Annotated in this window: 25 protein-coding genes; 13 read left to right on the top strand and 12 right to left on the bottom strand. The window is 72.1% G+C overall.

The window, feature by feature from the left end; translation table 11 throughout:
• The 7 genes from ASD06_RS18910 to ASD06_RS11955 are packed head-to-tail and all read left to right on the top strand — an operon-like array spanning position 1 to position 7,249.
• Positions 1-663: a hypothetical protein gene (locus tag ASD06_RS18910; RefSeq protein ID WP_157371680.1), complete on the top strand. Its 663-nt coding sequence runs from the start codon at positions 1-3 to the stop codon at positions 661-663.
• The gene (locus tag ASD06_RS11930; protein WP_056677618.1) at positions 656-1,603 is read left to right on the top strand and encodes an NADH-quinone oxidoreductase subunit H; all 948 of its coding nucleotides are present in this window, start codon (positions 656-658) and stop codon (positions 1,601-1,603) included. The genes ASD06_RS18910 and ASD06_RS11930 overlap by 8 nt, the downstream gene beginning before the upstream one ends.
• A 1-nt stretch (position 1,604) precedes the next feature.
• Entirely contained in the window at positions 1,605-2,171 is a 567-nt protein-coding gene (locus ASD06_RS11935) for an NADH-quinone oxidoreductase subunit J (protein ID WP_056677621.1), read from the top strand.
• Positions 2,168-2,470, top strand: a complete 303-nt coding sequence (locus ASD06_RS11940; protein ID WP_056677623.1) for an NADH-quinone oxidoreductase subunit K — start codon at positions 2,168-2,170, stop codon at positions 2,468-2,470. Before ASD06_RS11935 ends, ASD06_RS11940 begins: the two co-directional genes overlap by 4 nt.
• On the top strand, positions 2,467-4,332 hold the full coding sequence (locus ASD06_RS11945) for a proton-conducting transporter membrane subunit (RefSeq protein WP_056677627.1): 1,866 nt from the start codon (positions 2,467-2,469) through the stop codon (positions 4,330-4,332). Before ASD06_RS11940 ends, ASD06_RS11945 begins: the two co-directional genes overlap by 4 nt.
• A 2-nt stretch (positions 4,333-4,334) precedes the next feature.
• Complete coding sequence (locus ASD06_RS11950; protein WP_056677630.1) at positions 4,335-5,819, top strand: NuoM family protein; 1,485 nt, start codon at positions 4,335-4,337, stop codon at positions 5,817-5,819.
• A 29-nt stretch (positions 5,820-5,848) separates the two neighbouring features.
• Positions 5,849-7,249 (top strand): NADH-quinone oxidoreductase subunit N, encoded by a 1,401-nt coding sequence (locus tag ASD06_RS11955; protein ID WP_056677861.1) that lies wholly within the window; start codon positions 5,849-5,851, stop codon positions 7,247-7,249.
• Between the two features lie 3 nt (positions 7,250-7,252).
• Here the strand turns inward: ASD06_RS11955 and ASD06_RS11960 are convergent, their stop codons facing one another.
• A complete protein-coding gene (locus tag ASD06_RS11960) occupies positions 7,253-8,731 on the bottom strand; it encodes a multicopper oxidase family protein (RefSeq protein WP_056677633.1) in 1,479 nt (492 codons plus the stop codon).
• A 160-nt stretch (positions 8,732-8,891) separates the two neighbouring features.
• Here ASD06_RS11960 and ASD06_RS11965 point away from each other — a divergent pair, with 160 nt between their 5' ends.
• From ASD06_RS11965 to ASD06_RS11975, 3 genes are all read left to right on the top strand, one after another.
• Positions 8,892-9,152 (top strand): SHOCT domain-containing protein, encoded by a 261-nt coding sequence (locus tag ASD06_RS11965; protein ID WP_200942119.1) that lies wholly within the window; start codon positions 8,892-8,894, stop codon positions 9,150-9,152.
• A gap of 62 nt (positions 9,153-9,214) precedes the next feature.
• Positions 9,215-9,964 carry a response regulator transcription factor gene (locus ASD06_RS11970; protein ID WP_056677639.1) on the top strand — a complete coding sequence of 250 codons (750 nt, stop codon included), beginning with the start codon at positions 9,215-9,217 and terminating at the stop codon, positions 9,962-9,964.
• Positions 9,961-11,076 carry a cell wall metabolism sensor histidine kinase WalK gene (locus ASD06_RS11975; protein WP_082537971.1) on the top strand — a complete coding sequence of 372 codons (1,116 nt, stop codon included), beginning with the start codon at positions 9,961-9,963 and terminating at the stop codon, positions 11,074-11,076. Before ASD06_RS11970 ends, ASD06_RS11975 begins: the two co-directional genes overlap by 4 nt.
• A gap of 266 nt (positions 11,077-11,342) precedes the next feature.
• Here ASD06_RS11975 and ASD06_RS11980 read toward each other — a convergent pair whose 3' ends face one another.
• Positions 11,343-12,458, bottom strand: coding sequence for an SGNH/GDSL hydrolase family protein (locus ASD06_RS11980; RefSeq protein ID WP_056677642.1), 1,116 nt, complete (start codon positions 12,456-12,458; stop codon positions 11,343-11,345).
• A gap of 80 nt (positions 12,459-12,538) precedes the next feature.
• Positions 12,539-13,504, bottom strand: coding sequence for a class A beta-lactamase (gene bla / locus ASD06_RS11985; RefSeq protein WP_056677867.1), 966 nt, complete (start codon positions 13,502-13,504; stop codon positions 12,539-12,541).
• A 142-nt stretch (positions 13,505-13,646) separates the two neighbouring features.
• Between bla and ASD06_RS18915 the strand changes: the two genes are divergently transcribed.
• A complete protein-coding gene (locus tag ASD06_RS18915) occupies positions 13,647-13,883 on the top strand; it encodes a hypothetical protein (protein ID WP_157371681.1) in 237 nt (78 codons plus the stop codon).
• A gap of 271 nt (positions 13,884-14,154) precedes the next feature.
• Here ASD06_RS18915 and ASD06_RS11995 read toward each other — a convergent pair whose 3' ends face one another.
• A complete protein-coding gene (locus tag ASD06_RS11995; protein WP_082537989.1) occupies positions 14,155-15,849 on the bottom strand; it encodes a carbohydrate-binding module family 20 domain-containing protein in 1,695 nt (564 codons plus the stop codon).
• A gap of 396 nt (positions 15,850-16,245) precedes the next feature.
• On the bottom strand, positions 16,246-16,755 hold the full coding sequence (locus ASD06_RS12000) for a MarR family winged helix-turn-helix transcriptional regulator (RefSeq protein ID WP_200942124.1): 510 nt from the start codon (positions 16,753-16,755) through the stop codon (positions 16,246-16,248).
• 62 nt (positions 16,756-16,817) lie between these two features.
• Here ASD06_RS12000 and ASD06_RS12005 point away from each other — a divergent pair, with 62 nt between their 5' ends.
• Together ASD06_RS12005 and ASD06_RS12010 are read left to right on the top strand one after the other, a co-directional pair.
• The gene (locus tag ASD06_RS12005) at positions 16,818-18,053 is read left to right on the top strand and encodes an MFS transporter (RefSeq protein WP_056677651.1); all 1,236 of its coding nucleotides are present in this window, start codon (positions 16,818-16,820) and stop codon (positions 18,051-18,053) included.
• Positions 18,054-18,093: 40 nt separating this feature from the next.
• A complete protein-coding gene (locus ASD06_RS12010) occupies positions 18,094-18,390 on the top strand; it encodes a chorismate mutase (protein ID WP_056677655.1) in 297 nt (98 codons plus the stop codon).
• On the opposite strand, the gene ASD06_RS12015 is transcribed toward ASD06_RS12010, so the two are convergent.
• Genes ASD06_RS12015 through ASD06_RS12045 form a run of 7 tightly spaced genes read right to left on the bottom strand, consistent with a single transcriptional unit; the run spans position 18,324 to position 25,722 of the window.
• The gene (locus tag ASD06_RS12015) at positions 18,324-19,538 is read right to left on the bottom strand and encodes an MFS transporter (RefSeq protein WP_056677659.1); all 1,215 of its coding nucleotides are present in this window, start codon (positions 19,536-19,538) and stop codon (positions 18,324-18,326) included. The two genes, ASD06_RS12010 and ASD06_RS12015, sit on opposite strands and share 67 nt — an antisense overlap.
• Positions 19,535-20,812, bottom strand: a complete 1,278-nt coding sequence (locus tag ASD06_RS12020; protein ID WP_056677662.1) for an amidohydrolase family protein — start codon at positions 20,810-20,812, stop codon at positions 19,535-19,537. The genes ASD06_RS12015 and ASD06_RS12020 overlap by 4 nt, the downstream gene beginning before the upstream one ends.
• Complete coding sequence (locus ASD06_RS12025) at positions 20,809-21,492, bottom strand: prephenate dehydratase (protein WP_157371682.1); 684 nt, start codon at positions 21,490-21,492, stop codon at positions 20,809-20,811. Before ASD06_RS12025 ends, ASD06_RS12020 begins: the two co-directional genes overlap by 4 nt.
• A gap of 10 nt (positions 21,493-21,502) precedes the next feature.
• Entirely contained in the window at positions 21,503-22,921 is a 1,419-nt protein-coding gene (locus tag ASD06_RS12030; protein WP_200942125.1) for a phenylacetate--CoA ligase family protein, read from the bottom strand.
• Positions 22,922-22,952: 31 nt separating this feature from the next.
• The gene (locus tag ASD06_RS12035; protein WP_056677667.1) at positions 22,953-23,624 is read right to left on the bottom strand and encodes a flavodoxin family protein; all 672 of its coding nucleotides are present in this window, start codon (positions 23,622-23,624) and stop codon (positions 22,953-22,955) included.
• 26 nt (positions 23,625-23,650) lie between these two features.
• A complete protein-coding gene (locus tag ASD06_RS12040) occupies positions 23,651-24,241 on the bottom strand; it encodes an aminodeoxychorismate/anthranilate synthase component II (RefSeq protein ID WP_056677668.1) in 591 nt (196 codons plus the stop codon).
• The gene (locus ASD06_RS12045) at positions 24,238-25,722 is read right to left on the bottom strand and encodes an anthranilate synthase component I family protein (RefSeq protein WP_056677671.1); all 1,485 of its coding nucleotides are present in this window, start codon (positions 25,720-25,722) and stop codon (positions 24,238-24,240) included. The genes ASD06_RS12040 and ASD06_RS12045 overlap by 4 nt, the downstream gene beginning before the upstream one ends.
• Position 25,723: the final 1 nt, after the last annotated feature.

Here is a 25,723-nt window from a genome sequence, read left to right on the forward strand (position 1 = left end):
ATGGCGCCGTCAGGGATTCCTCTTGCCTCCGGCGCGCCGGATCGCGACGGGCTGGAGATGGACGTCCTGCAGGTTCCGTTGGGTCCGGTGCTCGTCCACTGGCCGGCGGGGCTCCTGCTGCGGTGCACCCTCGCGGGCGATGTCGTTACCTCGGCCGAGGCGCAGCTGCTGCGCGGCGGCGACCTCGGGCCGAGGACCGAGCAGCCGTCCGGGACGGAGCGGGCGGCGCGCAGTCTCGACGCCGCGAGCTCGGTGCTCGCGCTCACCGGCTGGTCCGATCCGGCCGGGACGGCGCAGCGCCTGCGTGACCGTTTGGTGGTCGACCCTCCCGCCGAACCAGCGTCGCTCATCCCCGATGTGGAGGCGTTGCGTCGGCAGGTGACCAGGTCGCGCATGCTGCGGTGGACGCTGCGGCGCACCGGGCCGGCGTCCGGGGCGCTCGCCACGGGTTCGGACGTGTACGCGCGGCTGCTCGCGCTGCTGGACGACGCCACCGCCCATCTCCGTGGCGATCTCCCCTCGCCGGATCTCGACCCCGCCAGCGCTCTTGAGGGGCTGTGCGACGCGGTCACGGGCCTGGAGCTGGCCGCCGTCCGCCTCGTGGTGGCGTCCCTGGACCTGCGAACCGACCGGTTGCCGGCCGAGGCGGTGCTCCATGGGTGACTCCGCAGTGGCGGCCGTGACGTCGAGCTGGTGGGCTCCCGCTCTGGTTGCGGCGTGGCTCCTCGTGCTCGCGCTCGGCGCCGCCTGCCTGGACGCCGTCCTGGCCACGCGCGGCCACGGCCTGCCGGTCGGTCGACGCGCCGCGGCGCCGCTGCAGGAGGCCGCGCGCCTGCTGCACCAACAGCGCCGGACGACGCTGCAGGCCGACACGCTGCTGTGGCGGGTCACCGGCCCCGGCCTGGTGGTCGCCGCAGTGTTGATGGTGGCCATCGTCCCCTGGGGGCACCAGGTGGTTGCCGACCTGGACGTCGGGGTGGTGTGGTTCAACGCCATGGACGTGACCGTCTGGGCATTCGTCTGGCTGGCCGGCTGGGGCCCCAACTCGGCCCACGCGCTGGTCGGTGGTTACCGTTTCCTGGCGCTGGCTCTGGGCTATGAGCTGCCGTTGATGTTTGCCCTCACGGCCCCGGCCGTCGGCGCGGGGAGCCTGCGGCTGCTCGACATCGCACAGGCGCAGGATCACCTGTGGTTCGTGGCCTGGATGCCGGTGGCCTTCCTCGTGTACTGCGTCGGGGTCCTCGGGTTTTCCGTCTCCGGTCCCTTCTCCACGCCGGCGGGTGCGGACGTGTCCGGCGGCGTGCTCGCCGAGACCTCCGGTGTCGACCGCCTGCTGCTGCAGGCGGGGCGTTACGCCTTGCTGTCGGCCGGGGCGGCGTTCGCTGTCCCGATGTTTCTGGGTGGAGGCGGCGGACCCGTTCTGCCGCAGTGGCTGTGGAGCGTCGTGAAGACGTGTCTGCTGTTAGCAGCGCTGGTTGCCGCACGCCGCCGCCTGCCCGCCGTGCGGCCCGAGCGGTTCGCGGAGGTCGGCTGGATCGTGCTGCTGCCCGCCACGTTGCTGCAGCTGCTCGTGGTTTCCGTCGTCGTGGTCGTGAGGAGCTGACGTGCTGACAGGGATCGTCTTCTGGGTGCTCGCTGTCGTCTCAGTGGCGGCCGGTGTGGCGGTGTTCCGCGTCGACTCCATGGCCCGTGCGACGTACGCGCTAGCCGTGTCGTTCGTTGCCGTGGGTCTCGCGCTGCTCCTGGTCGACCTGCACTACGTCGGCGTGGTCACCGTGCTCATGATGGTCATGGAGATGGCCGTCATGGCTGTCTACATGGTGATGTTCATGGGGATGAACCCCGCGCTCATGCCCATGAGCATGGTGCACGACAACCGCAAAGCCCTCGCCGCCGCGATCGGCTGCTTCGTCGTCCTGGGGGCAGGGGCGCTCCTGGTCCCGTGGCCCGTGCGGCCGCCCAGCCACCGTGCCGGCGACGCCACGGTGGCGCTCGGGCACGCCCTCATGGGCTCCAAGATGCTCGTGATGATGGCCCTCAGCCCCGTCATGGTCGCGGCCATCGTCGGCGGCGTCGGGCTGGCCAACCCCGGCGGCCGGTACGACCGCTTGGGCGACGACCTGCGCCGCCGGCCCACCGCCGACCCGATGCCCGGAGGGGTGGGCCGATGACCCTGCAAGCTGTGCTCCTCGTCGCCGCCGCGCTGTTCAGCGTCGGCCTGTACGGCGCCATCTCCCAGCAGGTCGTCGTCATGGTGATGATGGGCCTGGAGCTGATGATCAACGCCGTCATCCTGGCTGCGGCGGCGTGCTGGTGGTACTTGGCGCCCGCGCCCACCGGGCAGGTGCTCCTGCTCGTCGTGATCGCCGCGATGACGATCGAGATGGCGATGGGCTTCGCCGTGGCCACGCTGCTGCACCGTTCACGCGGCGCCGACATGACCGACATGGCCTCGGAGCTCTCGCGATGACGGCAGCGCTGTGGGCCCTGGTGCTGTTGCCCCTGGTCGTCGGAGGACTGCTGTGCCTCGTCGGGCCGCGCGCCGACCGGGTCGCCTCGACCGTCTCTACCGTCTGCGCCGCAGCGGTTCTCGCGCTCGCGATCGTGACGGCGACCTCGCACCCGCGGGTCGCTGCGCCGTTCCTCGCGGGCAGCAGCTTCGGCCTGGCGGTCGACGGCCTCGCCGCGGTCCTGCTCGTGACCGTCGCGGCCGTCGCCCTGCTCGTGCTGGTCTTCGCGAGCGTTGACGTCGGCTCGGCGCGCTGGCGGTTCCACGGCCTCATGCTGCTGTTCGAGGGGGCGGTGCTCGTCACCGTCACGGCCACGACGCTGCCCACCCTGCTGGCCGCCTGGGAGGTCATGGGAGCGACGTCGTACGCACTCATCGGCTTCTGGTGGCAGGAGCCGCGCCGACTGGCCTCCGGAGCGGTGGCTTTCCTCACGACCCGGACCGCCGACCTCGGCCTGTACGCCGCCGCGGGCGCCGCCCTCGCCGGGGGGCACGGTCTTGCCCTGGCGGACCTCGCCTCCGCGCCGCCGGGCTGGCGCGATGTCATCGCGGTGGGCGTGCTGGTGGCCGCTCTCGGCAAGGCCGCGCAGCTGCCGTTCTCGTTCTGGCTCTCCCGGGCGATGGACGGTCCGAGCCCGGTCAGCGCCCTGCTGCACTCGGCCGCGATGGTGGCCATGGGCGGCTACCTGCTGCTGCGCCTGGAGCCCCTGCTGGCGGCCACCCCGTGGGTCGCGGACGTCGCGGCCTGGCTAGGGGCGGCGACCGCCCTGCTGATGGGGGTCGTCGCGGTCACCCAACGGGACCTCAAGCAGCTGCTCGCTGCGTCGACCGCCTCCCAGCTCGGGTTCGTGGTCGCCGGCGCGGGCGTCGGTGCGGTGGCCGGTGGCACGGCCCAGCTCGTCGCCCACGCCGCGACGAAGGCCGCGCTCTTCCTGGCCGCCGGTGCGTGGCTCACGGCCCTCGGGACCCGACATCTCGTCGGGTTGCGGGGCGTCGCCCGACGCTGGCGCACGCTGGGCGTCGCGGCGAGCGTGGCCCTGCTGTCGCTCGCCGGGCTGCCGCCGCTGGCTCTGTGGGCCACGAAGGACGACGTCCTCGCCGTCGCCCGGCACCGGTCTGTGCCGTTGTTCGGCCTGCTCCTCCTTGCCGCCGTCGTCTCGGCGGCGTACGCCGGCAAGGCCCTGGTACAGGTCTGGCGCGCTCCGCTGTCCACGACGGCTGACGCCTGGGACGACGAGCACGCCGGCACCCGGCACGTCGGCGGTCTCGAACGGCTCCCGGTGATGGTGCTGGCGGCCGGTGCCGCCGTGCTCGAGCTGCTGGTGCTGCCGCCCTTCGGGGACCGCCTCCGCGGGGTGCTCGGGCGCCCCGACGAACCCTCGGCCTCGGCCGCCGAGATGGCGGTGACCGGGCTGCTGGCCACAGCGGTTCTCGGGCTGACCGTGGTGGTGGCCCGGCGTCCGGCGTGGCTGGACCGGCTACCGCAACCGGACTGGGCTGTTGGGTGGCTCCGGCTCGAGAGGGCGGCCGACGCTGTGGTCGCGCAACCCACAGCGGCTCTGGCGCAACGGTTGTCGTCGTTCGACGACGCCGTCGTCGACGGCGCGGTCCGCGGCGCGGTACGCCTTGCGACGGCCGGTGCGCGCGCCGCCGGCCGGTGGGACGAGGGCGCCCTCGACGCTGCCGTCGAGCGGCTCGCCTCGGCGGTACGCGGAGCGGGGCGCCTCGCGCGCCGGCCCCAGACCGGCCAGCTGCACCAGTACTACCTGCAAGCCGTCGCGGTGCTCACCGTGGCCGTCGTGCTCCTGATCGTGGTGAGGTGACTGTGCTCAGCCTGCTCGTCGTCCTGCCCCTCGTGGCCGCCCTGGTCGCTGCCGCTGTCCCGCGCCTGCCGTCGGCGGCAGTGCGCTGGTGGTGGCTGGGCGTCACCGGCGTCGAGGTGGTGCTCGTCGCCGTTCTCTGGGCCGGCTACCGGACGCCGGCCTCGGGGTCCCTGGCCTACGAGGAGCGCGTGCCGTGGATCCCCGGAGTCCGCAGCAGCTACCACGTCGGCCTCGACGGTCTGTCCCTACCGTTGGTCGCCCTGACCTGCGTGGTGTTCCTGGCCTGCGCCGTCTACGCGCTCCGCGACGACGAGCGCCCACGTCCGCGCGCCGCGCTCTTCCTGTTCCTCCAGGCGACCTGCATCGGCCTGTTCATCGCCGCAGACCTGCTGGTGTTCTTCGTGTGGTTCGACCTGTCGATCGTCGGCATGTACCTGGTGATCGCCGGCTGGGGACACGGCGACGCGGCCCGCTCGGCGCTGAAGTTCTTCCTGTACACGTTCCTGGGCTCGCTGGCCCTGCTGCTTGGCTTCATCGGCCTCTACGTCGGCTCGTCACCGCACACCTTCGACATGCTGGAGCTGGCGGCGCACCCGCCGCTCTCGGGGACAGCCGGAGGGCTCGTGCTGGCGGCGGTGCTGCTGGGCCTGGCGGTCAAGACGCCGACCTTCCCCTTCCACACCTGGCTGCCGCCGGCGCACACCGACGCCCCGGCGATCGGGTCCGCGGTGCTGGCCGGCGTGCTGCTGAAGATGGGCACCTACGGGTTCGTGCGCATCGCGATGCCGATGCTCCCGGCGTCCTGGCGGGCGTGGTCGGGCGTCATCCTCGCCGTCGGCATCGTCTCGGTGCTGTACGGCGCACTGGTCGCCCTGGCGCAGAAGGACTTCAAGCGGATGGTGGCGTACACGTCGGTCAACCACATGGGGTACGTGGTGGTCGCCGTGGGAGCAGCGGGCTTCGTGTCGGGCAGCGACGCGCACGCGCGGTCGGTGGCGGTGTCCGGTGCGGTGACGCAGATGGTCAGCCACGGCCTGATCACGGCGGCACTGTTCCTGCTCGCCGGCGTGCTGCACCGGCGCGCCGCAACCTACGACTTGGGAGCATTCGGCGGCCTTGCCGGTCCGGCCCCGCGGTTCACCGCCCTGCTGGCCGTCGCGTCCTTCGCCTCGCTCGGGCTCCCGGGGTTCAGCGGCTTCATCGCCGAGTTCCAGGTGTTCACCGGCAGCATCGCCGCCGTTCCGGTGGCGCTGCTGGCCCTGCCCGGCATTGTCATCACCGCCGCGCTGTTCCTCGTTGCGCTGCAACGGTTGGTCGCCGGCCCGGTCCGAGGTCGCTCCGAGGAGTTCACCGACCTCGTCGGCACCGAGACGTGGTCCGTGCTGCCGCTGCTGGCGCTGTCCCTGCTGATCGGCGTGCTGCCCCGGGTGCTCCTGGACGTCGTCGAGCCGGCCGCTGACGCCGTCGTGCGGCTGGTGGGACGCTAGTGCCGGCCGTCACCGAAGCCCAGATGGCGATGCACCCGCTTGCCCTGCTGCCGGAGCTGCTGCTGCTGGTCGGTGCGCTGTCGGCGCTGGTGCTGGGCTCGTTCGTGCCGCGGCGGCGCCAGTGGCTGCCGCGGCTGGTGGCCGTGGCGGCCCTGCTGGCCTCCGGCGCGGCCGCCGGGGTGGGGCTCGCCGGGCCAGTGCGCCTCGTCTACTCCGGCACCTTCACCGTCGACACCGCAACGGGCGTCGTGCGACTGGTCGTCGCGGCGTCGACGCTGCTCGTCATCGGGCTCGGCGTGGACGAGCTCGCCGACGACGTCCGCGAGAGCGAGACCTACGCGCTGTTGCTCCTCTCGGCTGCCGGCGCCATGCTGCTCGCCGGCGCCAGCGACTTGCTCGTCCTCGCCGTCGCCTTCCTGCTCACCAGCGTGCCGCTCTACGGCCTCATCGGTCTGCCACGCACGCCGGGTGCTGGCGAGGCGGCGCTGAAGACCTACCTTCTCGGTGCTCTGTTCGGCATCGTCATGCTGCTCGGCGTCACGTTGCTCTACGGTCTCGCGGGCGGCACCACGTACGCCGAGCTGGGGCAGGGGCTGGGTCGGGCGCCGTCCGCGGCCCTCGCCGTCGGCGTGGTGGCTGTGCTCGGTGGGCTGCTCTTCGAGTCCGGCGCCGTCCCGGCCCACTTCTGGGTCCCGGACGCCGCTCAGGGCACGGGTGCGACCGCGGCCGCGTTCCTGACCACCGTGCCCAAGGTGGGCGCCCTGCTGGCGACGTACCGGTTCGTCGACGCACTGCCCGGCCCCTTGCGCTGGTGGCTGCTCGTCGGCGTCGTGGCGGCCGCCAGCATGACGCTGGGCAACCTGGCTGCCTACTCCCAGCGCGACCCGCGGCGGCTGCTGGGGTGGTCGACGGTCAGCCAGGTCGGCTACCTGCTGCTGCCCGTGGCCGTGGCCGGCCACTCCGACCTTGCACGCCCAGCGCTGCTCGTCTACCTCGCGGCGTACGCCGTCACGAACCTCGGAGCGTTCGCTGTCACGGCCGCCTTCCCGCAGCGGCGTGATCTGTCCGCGTACCGGGGCCTCGGCCGGTCGCGCCCGGCACTGGCCGCCGCGTTGCTCGTCTGCCTGCTTGGCCTGGTCGGCACGCCGCCCACCGCCGTCTTCGCGGGCAAGCTCCTCGTCTCGGCGGCGGCCTGGGACGGTGGCGCGGCGTGGCTCGTCGTCGTGCTGGTGGTGAACTCCGTCGCCAGCCTGTTCTACTACCTGCGCTGGATCGCGCCGCTCTACGAGCGGGGCCTGGGAACCGAGCGGACAGCACGAGGCGCGTTCGTACCGCGCCCGTGGGCGGCGCGAGCAGCCGTCGCCGCCGCCGTCTGCTCCGTCGTCCTGGGTGTGCTGACCGGCCTGGCCTCGCGGCTCGCCGCCTCCTGACCGCTACGTCGCCTGGTAGTCCAGTCGGGTCATCATGCCGGCCTCGGCGTGGTAGGCGTTGTGGCAGTGGACCATCCACCGGCCGGGGTTGTCGGCCAGAAGGTCGGCCTCCAGGCCGCCCATGGGTGGGACCAGGACGGTGTCTTTGCGTGGACCCCTACCGCCGGCGGGGCCGAGCTGGAAGGTGTGGCCGTGCACGTGCAGCGGGTGGCCCATCATCGAGTGGTTCGTGATGCGCAGACGCGTCATCTGCCCCTGGCGCACGGTGAGTGGTCGCGTCTTGTCGTAGGTGCGGCCGTTGATCGTCCAGACGTAGCCGCTCATGCTGCCGCTGAGCGCGACGTCCTGCCGTGAGTCCGGCGACCGGGCGGGCAGCGCAGACCCGGACGCGGCGGACAGATCAACGACGGTCAACGGCGGGGTGTCCAGCTCGGGCGGCCGGTATCCGGATGGCGGCACCGGACCGGACGCGGTGCGCACGAGCGCCACGGCCTGCCCCTGCTTGCCCAACGGCTGTGCGGCGAGGGGGAACACGCCCGAGCCGAGGGTGACGACGACGTCGTAGCGCTCCCCCATGCCCAGACGCAGGGACCCTGTCTGGGCCGGCTCCACCGGATACCCGTCGCTGTGCGTGACCGTCATCCGGTGAGCGCCGAGCGCCATGTCGAAGATGGTGTCCGCGGCGGCGTTGATCAACCGGATGCGCACGCGCTGGCCGGCCTTGGCCCGCAAGACGTCGGGATCGGTGGGTGCCCGGCCGTTGACGAGGTACAGCGGGTACCTGACGTCGCCACCGTCCCCGCCCATGCCCATGCCGCCCATGGAGCCGTCCCCCATGTCCATGCCACCCATGGAGCCGCCGCCGCGCTTGAGGTCGGCGAAGATCTGCTCAGGCGTCGGGCCGACCCCGTCCGTCCAGTCGTCGAGCACCACGACCCACTCGGCGTCGTAGTCGCCGGGCTCGCTCGGGTCGTCGATGACGAACGGGGCGTACAGCCCGCGGTCGAGCTGCAGGCCGCTGTGCGGGTGGAACCAGTAGGTGCCGGGGTCGGGGACGGTGAAGTCGAAGTCGAACCGGCCACCGGCCGCGACCGGCTCGCTCGTCAGGTGCGGGACGCCGTCCATGTCGTTGCGGATGGCGAGCCCGTGCCAGTGGACGCTGGTCTCCTCAGGCAGCTCGTTGGTGAACGCCACCCGCACACGGTCACCCGCGGTGGCGCGCAGCATCGTGCCCGGGACCTGGTCGCCGTAGGCCCAGGTGTCGACGACTCGGCCGCCGAGGTCGACCTGCGCACGTCGTGCGTTCACCCGGTAGGTGCGCGTGCGCCCGCTGGTCGGTCGGGCCGACTCCGCAGCCGCGATGGCACCGGCTCCCACCGGCCGATCTCCGGAAGAGCACGCGGTCAGGGCTGCTGCGCCGCCGGCGCCCAGCAGCACCAAGCCGGTCAGCGCGGTACGCCGGGAGATCGGGGATGACGTCATGAGCCAACCCTCGCCGCCGGAACCCTGGCGAACCGTGGTCGTTCCATGAAGGTTGGGTCAAGACCAACCAGGCTTGACCCAACCTTCATGGAACCTCGCCCCTAGCAGCGGAACTGCACTGCGACGCTCGAGTCATCAACGAGGCCGGGAGGTCGACATGATGGGTTGGTACGGCGACGGCGGCTGGTGGGTCGGCATGATCGCCATGGTGCTGTTCTGGGTCGTGGTCATTGGCGCCATCGTCTGGGCCGTGGTCCGTCTGACGAACCGCCCGCAGCCACCGGCAACGCAGGCAGCACCGGCAGGTGACTCGCCGCGCGAGATTCTGGACCGTCGGTTCGCCGCCGGTGAGCTCAACGAACAGCAGTACCTCGAGGCCCGGCGCCTGCTGGAGCTCGACCCGACGACCACGCAGCGCTGAGTCCTGGTGCTCGGCCTGCGCGCCGACCTCTACGGCCCGGCCGGGCGCGGGAGACTGGTCCCATGAGTCAGCCGTCAGGCCGGAGCGCCGCGCGCCCGTTGACAGAGCGCCAACGTCGAGTGCTGGTGGTCGACGACGAGCAGCCGCTGGTGACCTTGGTGGCCGGCTACCTGGAGCGCGACGGCTTCGAGGTCTCCACCGCTCACGACGGCGGCACCGCACTGGAGCTCGCCAGGACCGCGGACCCGGACGTCGTCGTGCTGGACCTGGGCCTACCGGTCGTGGACGGCGTCGAGGTGTGCCGCCGGCTTCGGACGTTCTCCGACTGCTACGTCGTGATGCTCACCGCCCGCGCGGAGGAGGTGGACAAGCTCATCGGGCTGTCCGTCGGTGCGGACGACTACATGACCAAGCCGTTCAGCCCGCGTGAACTGGTCGCGCGGATTCACGTCATGCTGCGCCGGCCGCGCTTGACGACCGACCCGTTGCCGCCGCTCGAGGAGCAGCCGCCCCGCGTCATCGGCGGGCTGGTCCTCGACCTCGCGGGCCACGAGGTTCACCTGGACGGGGAGCCCGTCCCCTTGACCCCGACCGAGTTCGACCTGCTCGCCACGCTGGCCGGCCGCCCGAAGCTGGCCTTCACCCGGCGCCAGCTCATCGACGCCGTCTGGGGTGAGACGTGGGTCGGTGACGAGCACCTCGTCGACGTCCACGTCGCCCACCTTCGACGCAAGCTGGGCGACGATCCGGCAGCCCCGCGGTTCGTCCGGACGGTCCGCGGCGTCGGCTACCGGCTGGGGACGGGGACGTGACCCGCGTGCGGGAGTCCTGGACGGGCAACCTGACGGTCCGGCTCCTGCTTGCCCAGTTGCTCGTGCTCGTGGCCGGCGCGGTCACCGCCTGGGTGGTCACGGTGGCGATCGGCCCACCCCTGTTCCACGAGCACCTGCGGCGCGCCGGTGTCGCCGCCTCGCCGGCCGAGGTGACGCACGCCGAGGAGGCGTTCCGCTCGGCGACCGTCATCTCGCTCACCCTCGCCTTGCTGGCTGCTCTGGCCACAGCCCTGGGCGTCAGCATCTACGTCACGCGCCGCGTCGGCCGGTCCGTGGCCGCCGTGGCTGACGCGGCGACTGACGTCGCCGCCGGGCACTACGAGGCGCGCGTGCCGCCGGCCGGGCTCGGCGAGGAGTTCGACGAGCTCGGTGGCGCCTTCAACGCGATGGCGGTGCGCCTCGGCAGTGTCGAGCAGACCCGCAGCCGCCTGCTCGCCGACCTGGCGCACGAGCTTCGTACGCCGGTCACCACCCTGGACGCCTACCTGGAGGGCCTTGAGGACGGCGTCGCGGTGCTGGACGCTGAGACCCTCGCGGTCCTGCACGAGCAGACCCGGCGGCTGACCCGACTAGCCTCCGACGTCAGCGCCGTCTCCAGCGCGGAGGAGTACCGGCTGGAGCTGCGCGCTCAACGGACCCCGCCCGAACAGCTCGCCCGCGCAGCGGCCGCCGCCGCTGCCGACCGCTACGCCGCCAGGGGCGTCGAGCTCCAGGTCGTGGCAGCGCCCGGCACGCCCGCCGTCGACGCCGACCCGGATCGCATGGGCCAGGTGCTCGGCAACCTGCTCGACAACGCTCTGCGCCACACCCCTCCGCATGGTGCGGTCACGATGTCCGTGGAGCCACGCGCCGGGGGTGTCGCCATCGCCGTGTCGGACGACGGCGAGGGAATCGCCGCCGAGCACCTGCCGCACGTCTTCGAGCGGTTCTACCGCGCCGACGCCGCCCGCAGCCGCTCCGACGGCGGCTCCGGCCTGGGGCTCGCGATCGCCAAGGCCCTCACTGACGCACACGGCGGCCACATCTCAGTCACCAGCGACGGCGCCGGGAAGGGCGCGACGTTCACCGTCTGGCTACCCGCAGCGCACTGAGGCCAGCGCAGCCGGAGACCGGCGCCGCCACCCCCGCCGCGTGGCACAGCTTTCGCACAAGCCAGCCCCATCGGGACCCGATCAGGCGCCTACCGCCGGTCCGGCGGCTGTGAGAACGTGCAGGTCAGCGGCATGACGGCTGCTTCGGAGCCCCGGAGGACCAGTGTTACTTCGACATCTGAGAAGCGCGGCGGCCCACGCTCACGATCGTGGCAGCTGCGGTCAGCCCGCTGACAGCAGCTGCCACGATGTGCGTCCCGAAGACCTCACCAGTCCCCCAACGCCGCGAACCGCTCGCCGATGAGGCGGTGCGTGGCGGCGTCGGGGTGCAGGTTGTCGGGCAGGGGAAGTCGCTTGGCGTCCTCGGCGCCGTAGAGGCCCAGCCCGTCGACGCAGGACAGGTGCGGATCACGCCGCTGCTCGACGACCTCGCCGAGCACCTCGCGCACCACCTCGAGCGTGAGCGCACCACGGGCCACCTCCTGGGGGTCGCCGGTGGCGACGAAGGCGACCCGGCCCTCGGCCATCGCGGCCAGGTCCGGCGCGCCGGGACCAGGCGTGCGCTCGTGGATGCCGCAGAACAACGGGGTGATGAGGCGCACCGGCGTGTCCGGGTGCCTGTCGCGGATGGTGTCGAGCCACCCGTGGACGGCCGGGCCGAGAGCACGGCGACGCATCAGGTCGGCGTTCACCAGGTTGATGCCCAGCTCGAGGCTGATGCGCTCGGCGGGGGTGTCGCGGATGGTGCGGGCGATGAACGGGTCGAGCAACGCGCTACCGCCGAGACCGAGGTTGACGAGGTCGAGTCCGGTGAGGCGCGCAGCGACCACGGGCCACGTGCCGGTGGGATGGGCGGCGTTGGAGCCCTGGCTGATCGAGCTGCCGTGGTGAACCCACCGCGGTCGCTCCGAGGCGGCCGGCGTGAGGGGTGCGTCGGCCCGCAACGCAAGCAGCTCGGTCTGCTCGTCGTGAGGCAACCAGATCTCGACCGTCTTCTCCCCCGGCGCCAGGTCGACGACCAGGCTGCTCGAGCCGCCCGGCTCGACGGTCCGCGCGCCGGACATCATGTCGACCGTCAGCACGTTGCCGTCAGGTGCTGTGAGCTGGTGGGTGAGCTGTCCGTCGACGAGTACGTCGAACACGCCGTCGGGTCGAGGCGGAGCACCGACGTAACGCCGCTTCGTGGGCAGCACGTCGAGCTCAAGGTGACGCGCCGCGGTACGGAACGCCAGGCGCACGCCGGCTGGCTGAGCCTCGACCATGTGCAGCTGCTGGTCGTCGGACTGTGCCCGAGCGGCCGCGGGGATGCGGTGCGGCAGCAGGCCCCCACGGTCGGTGCGCTCGACCTCGAGCGCTCCGACGACGAAAGCGGGATCGATCATGAGCCCTCCCTAGCGCTCAGACGGACGTCGACCGTATCGACTGCGTGGCCGCTGACCTCTGGCGCCCGGGGTCGGCGCCGTCAGCCCGGGGAGCGCAGAGCCTGCACGACGATGCGCGTCGCCGCTGCCACGAGCTCGTCGTCCGGCTCGGCGTCAGCTGTCTCGTGCGACGTCATGACGGCCAGGATCCACGGCGCCCGACCGCCCGGAGGGCGCACGATGGCCACGTCGTTGCGCACGCCGTAACGGGCTGTGCCGCTCTTGTCCTCGACGACGAACCCGTCGGGTACGCCGGCTCGCACGAGCCCCGCTCCGGTGACGCTGTCGCGCATCGCACGTTCGAGGACCAGCCGGTCCGCAGGCTCCAGGACGTCGCCACGAACGAGGGTCGCGAGGGTTCCACCCAGGGCTCGCGGCGTCGAGGTGTCCCTGGTCTCCCCCGGTGCCCAATCGTTGAGGGCCGGCTCCCGGCGATCCACCGAGGTGATGTCGTCACCTGCGGCGGCGACGAAGTCGCCCACCGTCGTGGGGCCACCCACCTGCTCGAACAGCAGGTTGGCCGCCGTGTTGTCGCTCCTGGTCAGGGACGCGTCGATCAGCTGGCGAATGGTCATCCCGCGATCGACGAACCGCTCGGTGACTGGTGAGTGGGCGACCAGGTCGCCCGACGTCCAACGCAGTCGGCGCCCCAGGTCGGCTGCCGACAACCGGTCGAGCAGGGCGGCGACGGCCAGCACCTTGACGGTGGACGCCATGGCGAACCGCTCGTCGCCCCGGTGCGAGAGGCTGCGGTCTGATCCGGTGTCGAGCGCGTAGACGCCGAGCCGGCCGCCCCGCCGTCGCTCGAGCGCCGTGAACTGCGCCTCGAGCTGCGCGGCGGCCTGCCCCTCGACGCCGGCCCTGGATGACGACGGCGACGCGCTCGCCTCGGCGGTCGGCTGTGACGAGCTACCGGTCGGGGCCGACGACTCGGGTGAGCAGCCCGCCAGCAAGGGAAGGAGCAGCGCGGCGCCCGCAGCGGTCAGGCGAGCCGTGGCGGAGGTCATGAGGACGAGCATCTCCGCCCACCGGCCCGTCGTCCAAACCGCTAGGGGGTCAGCCCACGGCCGCGAGCGGGCCGGTCACCTTGGCGAGGGCTCTCTCGGCGACCACCCACCGGACGACCAGGCGTTCTCGTGCACCCACGTCGTGGACGACGGCGAGCCGTTGCTGTGGGCCGCCCGTCAACCAGCAGCAGAGCGCGGCGAGGACTGGAGCGCCCACTGCGGCGCCGGTAGTCACCCGACCGATGACATCCGTCTCGTGCACTTCGCCCACCTGGTGCGCGCCGCACCCGGGCTACGGCAGCTCAGCGATCTGGCGATGGACGAGGAGGCCTGGCGCGATGACGCGGACTCGGACTGGCAACGGGCACCGATCGCCTGACGACCTCGAGCCGTCGAGGTTCAGCGACCCACGCTGACTGCGAGCGCGAACGTACCGACGACAACCGCGAGGGTCACGATCGAGTGGCGGACGGGTCCCGTCCGCCCGCCCGCACGTCCACCCGGGCAGCAGTCAGGGGGGTGGTGTCGACCACCGCCGCCGCAGGGCGGCCCATGTGTCCCCCCGGCGCCGTGAGCGTGGCAGCGGCGGTCATCGCGCTGACCGCCGCTGCCACGTTCTACCCCCGCTGCTGGACGGCGACCGGTGCGGGTCAGCTGCGCCAGGTGTCGTCGAGCGTCACCGTGCCGGACGACGGCACCGTGGCTGTGCGGTTGCCACCGCTCTCCCACGTGACGCTGCCGGAGCCGTCCTTCTTGACGTACTTGTACTCGAACGCCGTGCCCGCCGGCATCGAGACCGAGCCGGTCCACACGGGGTAGGAGGCCGCCGACAGCGGCACCGCCTTGGCGGGGTCCCAGCCGCCGAGCGCGGCGGTGTTGCCGACCACGTAGACGTTCTGGCCCCACGTCGTCGAGGCGTTGACGGCGAACGACGCGCTGGTGGCCGACGTCGTCGCCGTGCCCTTCGCACCCACGTGCAGCGCGACGGTGTCCTGCGCGCCGACCGTGGCAGTGAAGCGCCCGCTGCCGTCGACGGTGAACGCCTGGCCAGCGCACCTGCTGCCCGACGGCCGCCCGTCGGTGACGTCGCAGTAGGTGCCCGCCGGCAGGGAGGTCTGGAACGTCCGGGTGAACGCCGAGCCCGTGTGGTTGATGACGAGGTAGCCCGCTGATCCGCGCCCGAAGGCGATGCGGTTGCTGCCGTCGTCCCACCAGCTCGTGACGCCGGTGCCGCGCACGGTGTTGTGGAAGCCGACCATGCCGCTGATCTGCGACCACGCGTGCTGGCACTTCCAGCCGTCGGTGTAGCAGGCGTTGACCTGACCGCCGTTCGGGGGCCCGGCGTCGTTGTTGCTGAACTCGTAGCCCGAGTGCACGGCAGGCGAGCCGTAGTCCCAGCCGAGCATGAAGACGTTGGCGAGCGTGTACGTCGCCCCGTCCTTGTAGGTCAGGGTCGAGCCGTTGCGCTCGGTGTCGTGGTTGTCGACGAACACGGTGGCGTCGGCCGACGGCAGCATGCCCCAAGACTGCCCGAAGGCGTTGAGGTCCTTGAGGTTCCCGCTCGTGAACACCCGCTTGAGGTTCGTGCCGTAGCGGAACTCGTGGACGTCGCCGGTGCCGGTGTACTCGTCGGGCTGGATCGGCTCACCGGATCCGTAGATGACCTCCTGCACCCAGTAGGCGTTCGGGTCGCTCATCCGTGACTTGATGGCCTGCAGGTCGGCGGCGGCAATGTGCTTCGCCGCGTCGATGCGGAACCCGTCGACGCCGAGCGAGCGCAGGTCGTCCAGGTAGCGCGCGATCGTCGACTGCACGTACGCGCTGCCGGTGTTGAGGTCGGACAGGCCCACCAGCTCGCAGTTCTGCACCTGCCAGCGATTGGTGTAGTCGCTGATCGACGTGCGGCAGGAGTGGAAGTCCTGGTCTTGGTACAGGCCCGGGTAGGTGTACTTGGAGTACGTCGTCCCCGCCGTCCCCGTGCCGGAGCCGGCGCTCATGTGGTTGATGACCGAGTCGGCGATCACCTTGACGCCGGCCGCGTGGCAGGTGCTCACCATGCTGGCGAACTGCGAGCGGGTGCCCTGACGGTTCCCGATCTTGTATGACACCGGCTGGTACGACGTCCACCACTGGCTGCCCTGGATCGTCTCCTCAGGCGGCGACACCTGCACGTAGCCGTACCCGGCCGGCCCGAGGGTGTCAGTGCAGGCCTTGGCGACCGACGGCCAGTTCCACTGGAACAGCACCGCGGTGACGTCGCGGCTCGACGGCGGCGAGGCCGCGGCTGGCGCGCTCGTCGTGACGCTCGCGGCGAGGGCCGAGGTGGCGGCGACCGCCAGCGACAACGCTGCGGCCCAGCGGCGGCGCCGGGGCGCACCGCGACCGGGTCGGATTCGGGTGATCGAGCAGGGGGCCACATCGCCTCCAAGGCAGGGTCGGCGCCCGGCCCGCCTCGTTGCGGGTCGGGAGGGCACCGTCCCCCCGAGCAGGAGTGCGGTGCACGATGTGGTCGCCGGCGACCGGCCTGCAAGAAGTTGCAGACGCTGGGCGGAACTTTCGTCCTGACGAAACGTGATGTCAAGGGGGCACACCGGACATCCGTCGCGAAGCGGCCGCCCGACCGCTCGCTGCGCCGCGTCCCGAGGCTGCTCGGCTCCGCCGCACCGCGTCGGCGGGGACGCGAAAGTCCCGCGCGGACGCGGACCAGGCGGTCGTTCCCTCCCAGGCGCGAAGTCCAGTGCTCAGGGCGTCGCGGACTCGATGTGCAGCGTCAGCTTCTTCAGCAACCGGTTCAGCGTGGCGAGCTCGCGGGGCGAGAGGACGTCGGCCAGCTGGTTCTCGGCCGCGCCCCGCAGGTGCATGGCCCGGCGCCAGATGTCGACACCGGCTCGGGTCGCCTCGACGTCGACGCGCCGGCGGTCGCCCGGGCTCGGCGTCCGCTTGAGCCAGCCCTTGCGCTCCATGGCATCCAGCCGTCCGGTCATGCCGGCGTTCGACGTGTGCGTGGCCTCCGCGAGGTCGCCGGGTGAGGCCTTGCCGGGGGTGTCGCGGATCATCAACGCGTGCAGGGTGGCGTACTCGAAGTCCTGCAGGCCGACCTGCGCGACCGCCTCCTTCGTCGTGTCGTCGAACCACCGCACGACGCGCATCAGCCGGACGGCAGCGGCCTCGACGGCGTCGTCGAACGGCTCATCGAGCACCCAGTGGTCGCGCCAGCGCTCGACGTGCAGGTCGGCGGCGTCGCGAGGCATGCCGGAAAGCATACGACGAAACTTCGTTGACGAATATTTCGCTGGCTAACTAATCTGCAGCCGTGACCGACACTTCCTCGCGTCCCCTGCGCTTCTCGAGCTACCGATGGCTCCTGTCCGGAACGACGGTCAACACGCTGGGGAACAGCATCGCGCCGGTCGCCATCGCCTTCGCGGTGCTGGACGTCGGCGGGACGGTCACTCAGCTGGGGCTGGTCGTCGCGACCTACGCGCTGGCCGACATCGCTGCTGTGGTGGGCGGCGGCGTGCTGGGCGACCGGCTCCCCCGCCAGGTCATGATGCGCGGAACCAACGCGGCCGCGGGCGTCGTCCAGGCCGCCCTCGCGGTGAGTTTGCTGACCGGCGTCGCCTCGGTGTGGCTCATCGCCGTCGCCGGCGCCGTGAACGGCGCGCTCGGCTCGCTCGGCGGCCCCAGCGCGCAGGCCATCACGCCGCAGACGGTGCCAGGCGACGTCCTGAGGCAGGCGATCACGCTGCGACGCCTGGCGCAGAACGCCGCCAGCATCCTCGGGTTCGCAGGCGCCGGCCTCGTCGTGGCCTGGGTCGGCTCGGGCGGGGCGGTGCTGGTCGACGCGGCGACCTTCGTGGTCGCGGCCGCCTGCTTCACGCGCATCTCGGTGCCGCCGGTCACCGCGCCCGCCGCGCGGCGGCACCCGTTCGCCGAGGCCGTCGAGGGCCTGCGCGAGGTGCTGCGGCGCTCGTGGTTGTGGGCCGGCATCGCCATGGCGCTCGTCTACCACCTGTTCTACGGCGGGGCCCAGGGCGTGCTGGGACCGGTGGTGGTGGGCGAGGGCATCAGCCGCCCGGCGTGGGGGTACGCGCTGTCGGCGATGATGCTCGGCTTCGTCAGCGGTGGTCTGCTCAGCCTGGCGTGGAAGCCACGCCGCATCCTCCTGGTCGGCGAGCTGTTCCTGATGCTCACCATCTGCTTCCCCCTGGCCATGGCCTGGAGCACGTCGCTGTGGCTGGTCGTCGCCGGCGCGTTCCTGCACGGCTTCGGGCTGGAGATCTTCAGCGTCGGCTGGGACCTCGCGATCCAGGAGAACGTGCCGGAGCACCTGCTGGCGCGCGTGTACTCGTTCGACCAGCTCGGCTCGTTCCTCGCGCGCCCGGTCGGGCTGGCGCTCACCGGCCCACTCGCCGCCGCAGTCGGTGCGCGCGAGTGGCTCGTCGTCGTCGCGGTGGCGATGCTCGTCGCCGAGGCGGTGCCCTTCGCGGTGCGGGAGGTGCGGCGGCTGGAACGGCGCTCCCTGCCCGACGACGTTCCGGTGACCTGAGCTGGAGGGCGGCCCCCACCGCCTGCGAGGATGCGGGGCCATGACGGCTGGATCGTTCCCTGACCTCGCCTCGGTGCGAGCAGCGCTCGACGAGCTCGACGGCCGCGTGGTCGAGCTGCTCGTCGAGCGCCAGCACCTGGTGGCCCAGGCCGCGGCGTTCAAGCACACCGACTCCGAGGTGCAGGCACCGCAGCGCGTCGCAGCGGTCGTGCGCCGGGCCCGCCAGCTGGCCGAGCAGCACGGCGGGTCCGGCGACCTGGTCGAACAGGTCTACACCGCGCTCGTCGCCGCGTTCGTCGCGCACGAGCGGGCCGCCCTGCGCGCCAGCACGACCTGAGCGGCGGCCACCAGCCACGCCACCAGCACGAGGGCACCACCGACGTACCCGAGCTCCGGTGCCGAGACGTGTCCGAGGGCGAGGCCGCCGCAGGCCCCGGCCGCCCCGATCCCGAGGAACACCGCGGCGCTGTTCAGGCCTATCGCCACCTGCGCAGCCTGCGGAGCGATGGCCACGAGCCGGTGCTGCTGCGGCACCGTCAAGCTCCAGGCCGAGAGCCCCCACACCGCTAGCACCGCAGCGGTTCCGGCCACCGACCGCGTCGCGATGGGCACCGCCAGGAGCGCTGCCGCGAACACGACCAGCCCGCCCAGGAGCACGACGTCGGGCCCGATCCGGTCGGTCAGCCGGCCGCCCAGCGCGTTACCGACCACACCGCAGGCCCCGAACACCAGCAGCAGCCAGGTGAGGCCCGTGCCCGTCACCCCGGCGTTCACCGCCACGACCTGCCCCACGTAGGTGTAGACCGTGAAGCCACCGAGGAACAGCAGCACCGTCGTGGTGATCACCGCCAGCACCCGCCGGTCGGCGAGCACCGCCAGCCGGGCCCGCAGCGTCGCGATCGGGGGCGTCGGCAGCGCCGGCAGCCGCGCGGCCAGCACCGCGAGAGCGACCCCGGCGGTGGCGGCGACGAGGCCGAAGCTGCCCTGCCAGCCCACCGCGTTGCCGACGTAGGTGCCGACCGGCACGCCCAGCACGGTCGCCGCGGTCGTGCCCCCGAGCACGACCGCCAGCGCGCGCCCGCGCCGTTCGGGAGCCACCAGCGTGACGGCCGCCGCGGCCGCCGCGGGCGTGTAGAGGGCCGCGCCGGCGGCAGCCAGCACCCTCGTCGCCAGCAGGACGGCGAACCCCGGCGCCAGCGCGGACCCGACGTTCGCCAGCGCGAAGAGCGCGAGCGCGCTGAGCAGCAGCGTCCGTCGCGCGACCCGTGCGGTCGCGGCGGCCAGCACCGGCGCGAGCACGCCGAACGTCACGGCGAACACCGTGACAAGCTGGCCCGCCTCGGCCAGCGACACGTGCAGGTCCGCGCCCAGACGGCGCAGCACGCCCGCGACGACGAAGGTGTCGGTGCCGATCGCGAACGACCCCAAGGCCAGGACGGCGACCAGGCGCAGCACGCTGCGGTCATCGCTTCGGTGGGCGCTCATGCCGCCACCTGCGCGCCGCTCGCCGTGCGATCGCGGACGACGCGTCCGTCGAGGAGGACCATCTCGATGTCGTCCGGGCGCGAGAGCACCGTGATGTCTTGCGCCGGGTCGCCGTCGGTCACGACGAGGTCGGCGAGACGGCCGGCCTCGACGATGCCGGCGGTGTCGCCGCGCCCCGCCAGCGCCGCGCCGTTCGCCGTGGCCCAGGTGAGCACCGTCGCCGGGTCGATACCTGCCAGCTCGACGTACGCCGCGAGCTCACGGGCGTAGGTGCCGTGCGGCGTCCACGCGAAGCCGAAGTCGTCGCCCGCGACGATCTTGATGCCCAGCTCGACGGCGCGCGGCAGCATCCAGATCGTGTTGTCGATCTCGGCCTGGTAGTCGAGCTTCTCGAGGTACTCGGGCGTCTTGCCGTGCTCCGCTCCGTGCAGCAGGAGCTGTCGCGGTTGGTAGAGACTCGGGACAACGTAGATGCCCTGTGCCGCAATGGCTTGCAGCGCTTCCTCGTCGGCGTACGACGCGTGGTCGATGACGTCGACCTCGGCGCGGATCGCGTTGCGGATGCCCTCGACACCTCGGGAGTGGGCGCGCACCATCACGCCCCGGGGCCGTGCCGTGCGCACGACTGCCTGCAGCTCCTCGAGCGTGTAGAGGATCTCGTCGGACTTCGCGTTCGGGTAGGTGTCGTCGCCGGACGAGAACGTCTTGATGATCTGCGCGCCCTGGTCGATCTCGATGGTGGTGCGCTCGACCATCTCGGCCACCGTGTCGACGATCGGCATGAGGTCGGCCGGGAACCGCCCCGCCACCTCAGGGTTGCGGCGCTCCGGGGGTGCCGACACCATCAGGTCGCGACTGCAGGCGGTGATGCGCGGGCCCTCGATCCACCCATCGGCGATGGCCCGCCTCAGCACCATGTCGAGGCCAGAGACCGACCCCGCCCCGACCAGCCCGGTGTAGCCCAGCTGCACCATCGCGGCGGCGTTGCGCGCCGCTCGCAGGGTGAGCTCGGGCAGCGAGTACTTGAACATCGTGTCGCGAGCGGTGACGACGTCGATGTAGGCGATGTGGCTGTGGCCCAACGTCATCCCGGGCATGACCGTACGGCCGCTCAGGTGGCGCACGTCCAGGTCGGGGTCGTCGACAGGTGCGTCGGCGGCCGGGAGCACGGCCGAGATCGTCGTGCCCTCGACCAGCACGCTCTGGTGCGGGACGGACGCACGGCCGCGGCCCTCCTGGACCGCGACGTCGTGCAGCAGGATGCGGGAGGTCATGTGGGTTCCTCTGGGTGGGGGTCGGGAGTGGGATCGGTGAGGTTGCGGTGTTCGCTCGGTGCACGCGCGAACACCAGCCAGACGATGTCGACGCCCGGCCGGCAGCTCAGCCACACCAGGCCGGCCTCCCTGCGGCTGGGTTCGTTCGTCACGGCGACGTCGGCGGCTCCGCGCCGCACCAGCTCGGCGGCGTGCCGCGTGGAGCGGGCCGCCACGCGCACCACCTCGCGGTGGGCCAGCGGCGGTGGGACGAGGCCGGCGTACAGGTGGTCGACCTCAGCCATCGCCGCCACCCGAAGAGGTTCAGGTGCCGCCGGCAGCCGGCGAGCGGCGAGCCCGTACGGCGGTGTGCTGCGCGCGAAGTGGAACAGCAGCCGCAGGTCGTCGTGCCAGTGGAACGCCGTCGCACCGCGGTAGGCGCTGGGCACGAGCGCGAGGCACGACGCGTCGGCCGCGGCTCGCTCGAGGACGACGTCGAACGTGTCGTACAGCTCGAGCGGCAGCGGCGGGCCACCGCCAGCCTCGACGAGCCGCGTCTGGAGGTGGCGCGCTGCGTCGTGACTGCTCGTGCCGGCTGGCCCGAGGGTGATGACGCGCGCGCCCTCCGTGTCGGCCCTGCGGCACAGCTCGTCCCACCCAGCCGGCTCACGCGCGGTCACGGCGGGGGTCTGCTCGACCATCCGCCGGCCCTCAGGTGTCGTAGCCGCGACGGGTGGCCATCGCGGCCGCCACCTCTTCCTCGTGGTCGCGCGCGCGCCGTCGGTCGAGGATCCGAGCCGCCTTCCAGCTCACGAACGCCCCGGTGCTGGTGATCTGGTCGACCTCGTCGACGAACTCGACCTCGCAGCGCACCCCCAGACGCTCGGCGAAGCGCGTGACGACGCCGGACGCGACCTGCTCGTCACGAGCTCCCGGCAGCATCTCCAGGCGCACCGTCACGACGTCCGCGCCGTCGACGCGGTCGATGACGACCTGGAAGCCGACGCACCGCGTGACGCCGTCGAGCACGGCCTCCTCGAGGTCGCTGGCGAGCAGCCGCGACCCCCCGAGCTCGATGCGGTCGAGCACGCGGCCCACCACCTCCAGCCGGTCGCCGGGCAGCTCGCAGTCGCAGTCGCTATCGGACAGCCGGACGACGTCGCCCGTGCGGTATCGCACGAGTGGCTTGATGCCGGCGACGACCGTCGTGACGCACAGCTCGCCGGTTCCGCGGGAACCGAGCGACTCGCCGGTGTCGGGGTCGAGCACCTCGGCGATGTAGTTCGGCGCCGACAGGTGCATGGCACCGTTGCGACAGGCCGTGCCCATGACGAACGCCTCCTGCGAGCCGTACAGGATGTTGTAGGTGGTGGTGCCCCACACGCTGTCGATGGTGGCCGCGAGCGCGGGGGTGCACATCTCGCCGGTGAGGAAGAACAGCTTCACCGCGAAGTCCTTCTCCAGGTCGTAGCCGTGGAACCGCGCTGCCTTGGCGAGGTTGAGGCACACGCCGGGCGTGCAGCAGATGACCTCCAGCCGCAGGTCCTTCATGAGCTGCAGCGCCTTGGCGAAGCCCATGACCGGCGAGTACGGCCAGATCTTGGCGTTGCACGAGCCGACGTTGCGGGCGACGTCGCCGAGCGTGTCGCCGAAGCTGTGCACCTCGGTGGGCCCCATGAGCCCGATCGCCGGCCGCTGGTCGCCGAAGTGGTGGTCGAAGATGCTGGCCCACGACGCCGTCACGTGCGCGTTGCTGGCGATCACCTCCTTGCCGTCGCGCGGGCACGGCGTGGCCGCGCCGGTCGTACCGGTGGTCTCGTAGAAGAACACGGCGTCATGCACGTCGCCGGACAGCACGTCGAGCAGGTGGGTGCGCAGGTCCTGCTTGGTCGTGAAGGGCAGGGCGGTGAGGTCGTCGAGGGTGAGCGCCGCCGCGTCGACGCCGGCGAGGTGGTCCGCGTAGAAGGGCGAGCGGGACTGCACGTGTCCCACGACGCGGCGCAGCGCCGTCTCGTACCACTGCGTCCAGTCCGCCGCGCTGAGCTCGCGGGCGTAGTACCGCTCGGTGAAGGGCAGGAACTCCGCGAGGAACTCCCGGTGCCGCTCGTCGGTGGGCAGCCACATGTCCATCAGGCGTCGCTTTCGGGTCGGGGTCGGTGGGTCAGAACCGAAGCGCGGACCGCTCGGTGCCCGCCGGTCGGGGAAGGGACTCGCCGGTCACCGTGAGGTGGCGGCGCAGGAGCAGGATCATCTGGACCATCCGGGTGACCATGTGGGTCACGGCGGCCAGCCCCTCGGCGTCCGTCATCGCCTCACCGGGCGCTCCGCCGTGGACGACGGCCGGGTACCCGCTGCCGACGAGGATCATCCGGTTGAGCAGCACGTTGTGCACCAGCTGGGCGTGGACGTCGGTGTGCCCGTACCGGCGTCCGGTGACGATGACGCCGCCGACCTTGTTGGTGAGCGGGCGCTCGAAACGCAGGTAGCCGACCCCCGCCCGCTCGACGAAGCGCTGCATGATGCTCGACATGCCGTAGCCGTGCACGGGGCAGGCGTAGATCACGCCGTCGGCTGCCCGCATCCGGCGCACCACCGCCGCGACGTCGTCGTCGAGGGCGCACGGGACGCGACGGCTGTTGCAGTCACCGCAGGCCGCGCAGTCGTCGATGGTGTGGCGACGCAGGTCGACGACCTCGACGCCCGCGCCCAGCTCCCGCGCCACTCGCGTGACGTGCTTCAGGACCTGCTCGGTGTTGCCACCGACCCGCTCCGAGCCGTTCAGAGCGACGATCGTGGGACGCCACGGCTCAGCACCGACGCCGTTCACCGTCATGCGATCCCCCCTTGCCGACCGCGTGCTCAGCGCGCGCCGGGTGAGCCGATGGCACCGTGCAGGAACGAGCGGAAGATCTCCAGCCCCAGCTCGGTCGTGATGCTCTCGGGGTGGAACTGCACGGATTCCAGTGGCAGCTCGCGGTGCCGCAGTCCCATGACGTAACCGTCGTCGCACGAGCGCGCGGTGACTTCGAGCTCGCCCGGCACGGTGCCCTCCTCGACCACGAGCGAGTGGTAGCGCGTCGCGAGGAATCCCTGCGGCTGCTGGGCGAAGGCACCACGACCGTCGTGCTCGATGCGGCTGGTCTTGCCGTGCATGAGGTGCTGGGCCGGGCTGACGCGGGCGCCGTAGGCCACGCCCAGCGCCTGGTGCCCGAGGCACACGCCGAAGATCGGCAGGCTGGTGGCGAACGCGCGCACCAGCTCCACGTGGCCGGAGTCGACCGGGTGGCCGGGCCCGGGGCCGAGCACCAGCAGGTCGGGAGCCTCGGCGCGCACCCGCTCGACCGTCGCGGCGTCGGAGCGGATCACGACCGGGTTCGCTCGCAGCGTGCGCAGGTACTGGTCGATGATGTGGACGAAGCTGTCGTAGGCGTCGACGACGACCGTCTTCACGTGAGCTCCTCGCCTGTCACGGCCCAGTAGGCCGCGCTCAGCTTCGACAGGGTCTCGCGCCACTCGCCGTCCGGCGTCGAGTCGGCCACGACGCCGGCCGAGGCGCGGGTGCGGTACGTCGTGCCGCACCGGAAGAGCGTGCGCAGGCACAGCCCGAGGTTGACGTAGCCACCGAAGCCGATGAGCCCGAAGGCGCCGGCGTAGAGCTCGCGGCGGCGGTCCTCGAGGCCTTCGATGATCTCCATCGCTCGGATCTTGGGGGCACCGGTCATCGTGCCGGCGGGGAACGTCGCCGCCACGACGTCCTGCGCGTCGACGCCCGGCACGACGCGAGCGGTCACGTTGGACACGAGGTGGAACACGTGCGAGTAGTCCTCGACCACCATCAGCTCGTCGACGTCGATGCTGTCGACCTGCGCGACCCGGCCGAGGTCGTTGCGGCACAGGTCGACCAGCATCGTGTGCTCGGCGATCTCCTTCTCGTCGCCGCGCAGCCGGCGTCGGGCGTCGTGGTCGCGCGCCTCGTCGCCGCTGCGCCGCACCGTCCCGGCGATGGGGCGCATCGTCATCAGGTCGCCCTCGATCCGCAGGAACAGCTCGGGGCTGGCGGAGATCATCGTCAGGTCACCGACGGGCACGATGGCCATGTACGGCGACGGGTTGCGTTCACGCAGCCTGCGGTAGACGGTGAGCTCGTCGACGGCGGACTCGACGGTCAGCTCGTGACCGAGCTGCACCTGGTAGATGTCGCCGATCGCGATGTGGCCCAGGGCCGTGGTGACGTCGTCATGGAACCGCTCCGGCGTCGTGGAGTCGGCGACGGACTCGGGCGGGGGCAGGTGCGTCGAGCCGCTGCCCGGCGCCGGCGCAGGTGACGCGAGCTGCTGCAGCAGCGACTCCACGTCGACCTCGGGCAGACCCTCCCCCTCGACGAGGGTCAGGGTGACCTCGCCGCCCGCCAGGTCGAACACCGCGACACCGCGGTGCACCACCAGCGTGAGGTCAGGTGCGGCGTCCGGACGGGCCGGGATCGCCCGGGGCAGCCGCTCGACGTGCTGCACCACGTCGTAGCCGTAGATCGCCAGGTACCCGAAGCCGAAGGCGCGGGCATCGAGGTCGAACGCACCGAACACGCGCTCGACGGCCCGCGGGACGTCGAAGAGCGAGCACGTGGCCGTCAGCCAGAGCTCGCCGGACCGCTCGGCCGCGCCCGCCTCGCCCAGCGCCGCGCGCACAGCGCGCACCAGCACCTCAGTGCCTGCGACGTCGATGCGCTCGCCGTGCACCGAGACCGTCAGGACGGGGTCGAACCCGACGAGCGCCGAGCGCCGATCGGCTGTCGGGCCGGCGAGCGACTCGAGCAAGAAGACCGCCCGCTCGCCCCAGCTGGCGCGCAGGGCCAGGTAGGCGGCGTACGGGTCGCCCGCAACGGCTCGGTGGCGACGCAGCGACAGCTCGAGCGCGGATCGGTCCCCAGGCACG

Source organism: Angustibacter sp. Root456 (assembly GCF_001426435.1).
Taxonomy (GTDB): domain Bacteria; phylum Actinomycetota; class Actinomycetes; order Actinomycetales; family Angustibacteraceae; genus Angustibacter.